Source organism: Rhizobium sp. SVR5-2C, assembly GCF_056755115.1.
Map to the genome: position 1 here is coordinate 1 of NZ_JBNDHT010000277.1, position 1,986 is coordinate 1,986.

The 1,986-nt window shown below is 56.9% G+C and carries 2 protein-coding genes and 1 pseudogene; all 3 read left to right on the forward strand.

Features of this window, described 5'->3' with window-relative positions; all coding sequences use genetic code 11:
• The first annotated feature begins 18 nt into the window (after positions 1-18).
• A complete protein-coding gene (locus ACPYOI_RS35545; RefSeq protein ID WP_481424106.1) occupies positions 19-810 on the forward strand; it encodes a VPGUxxT family thioredoxin-like (seleno)protein, type 2 in 792 nt (263 codons plus the stop codon).
• Between the two features lie 290 nt (positions 811-1,100).
• A complete protein-coding gene (locus tag ACPYOI_RS35550) occupies positions 1,101-1,313 on the forward strand; it encodes a hypothetical protein (RefSeq protein ID WP_481424107.1) in 213 nt (70 codons plus the stop codon).
• 186 nt (positions 1,314-1,499) lie between these two features.
• Positions 1,500-1,986, forward strand: a pseudogene (locus tag ACPYOI_RS35555) (Mu transposase C-terminal domain-containing protein); the annotation flags it as partial.

Sequence of the window (1,986 nt, forward strand, 5' to 3'; positions counted from 1 at the left end):
ATGTAGGACTGTGCCTCGGTGTGGCGTCTTGCCGCCACCGTTGTTGTATTGCGGGTGGGTTACCATATTATGGCCATGCAACAAAATGGAGTTTCCTTTCGCGAGCACCGCGAGCTCGGCGAAGTCGCGTGGTTGCGCGATCATGACCGCGCCTTGGCGCTGGCGGCCGGACAGGACAAACCTGTTCTGCTCCTGTTCCAGGAAGTACCGGGGTGTTCGACGTGCGTGCGGTTTGGGCAGGATGTTCTGACGCATCCGTTGATGGTGGAGCTGATCGTCGATCGGTTCGTGCCGGTGGTGATCTTCAACAACCATCCCGGTGCAGACGCCGAGGTCCTCCGCCGCTACGACGAGCCATCGTGGAACAACCCCGTAGTGCGGTTTCTCGGGCCTGATGGAGCCGAGCTCCTGCCCAAGCTAAGCGACCGTTATGATGCGCTGGGACTGTACGAAAAGATCACCGCGGTTCTCGACAGGCTCGGCGATGATATTCCCGGCTATTTCCGCTTATTGGGGGGTGACCTTCTGGTTGAATATGGCCTGAGCAAACGCGTCACCTACACAACTCCGTGCTTCTGGTCGGGCGAGACGAGCCTCGCCCAGCATCCGGCGGTAATTACGACCGATGCTGGATGGGTAGATGGCGAGGAAGTTGTACAGGTCCATTTCGATCCGCGCGAGATCTCCCGCCCCGATCTGGATGCCTATGCCAGCGCGGAGGGTTTCAGTCCGATCGAGAGCGGTGGTTTCGAGCTAGACCGTGAGCCACAGTTCTACCTGCGCAAAAATGCTCCCGTCATCTGCCTCTAACGCCGGCCCAGCGTACACGGATCAACCTGGCTGTGCCTTATGGCAATCCGATTGCGGACTTGCTCAGTCCGCAGCAGTCCGCATGGCTTGCCGATCCGCGGCTGCAGCGAGCGAGCGGGGATGAAGCCTATCGCCAGGATATTCGGCAAAGTTGGCCGTCCCTGGTGGCGCAACTTAGTTCTATTGGGAAGGAAATGTGATCATGGATGTCGCCTCCATCGGCTTTATCGAGGATGAGGATATTCTGCTCGACCTGGCGTCGCTCGCGCTGAGCCATCTGGATCACGAGAATGGATATCTCCCCCTATCTCGAAAAGCTCGAGGAGATCGAGAACCGCGTGTGCGAAGAAGGGCGTAGCGGGCTTCTCGCGAGAGAACGCGCCGCAGATCTGGAGCGGGAAAACCAGGACAAAGGATTGAGCAAAGAGCTCGCTGTTGAGATTTGGTCCCGTTCCGCAGATCACCAATCGCTGCGCCAGTTTGAAAGCGCGGACCGCGCATGAGCCGTGGAATTCTGATCGATTACGCGGGTGTCGTTTTGCATTTAACCGTAAGATTCTGCCCGCAACAATTTCAACAAGATAGTCTGGCACCTAATTTGAGACTTGGCGCTTAATCTGAGATTTTCTCTTGGATTTTACCCCTTAATGTGAGATTCAATCGTCGACGAAATCGACGGTGTTTCTGCCATGAATGACCCATTTCCTGACGAAGTTGACGAAGCGCTTTGGGATGAGGCGTGTCGACGAGCCGATGCCATTCGAGGATTTCTGATGCGTCGGTCAGCCAAGGTAGTATCAGGGGATATGGCGCTGCTGGCTGCCGAACTAAAAGTCAGTCGGGCAACGGCATTCCGCCTTATCAAGCTATTTCGAGCTGGAGGAACGGTGATGTCGCTGGTGGAGCGCAAACCCGGCCGGCCTGACGGCCGCCGCATGCTCGACGAAGAGCGCGAAGAAATCATCCGCGCCACCATCAACCGGTACTACCTGAATAAAAACCGTCCAGGCGTTTCTCAATTGGTTCGGGATGTACAAACGAACTGCGTCTCGGCCGGACTCAAGCCGCCACATCGCCGGACGATCGAAACTCGTCTTGAGGACATCGAACTGCAGAAGCGCGCCAAACGACGGGGCGAAACCGAAATCGTGAAGCGGACAACGGCTGTTCCAGGAG

Coding starts and splice junctions, on each gene's coding strand:
- ACPYOI_RS35550 (WP_481424107.1), top strand. CDS start 1,101: ATGGATATCTCCCCCTATCTCGAAAAGCTCGAGGAGATCGAGAACCGC.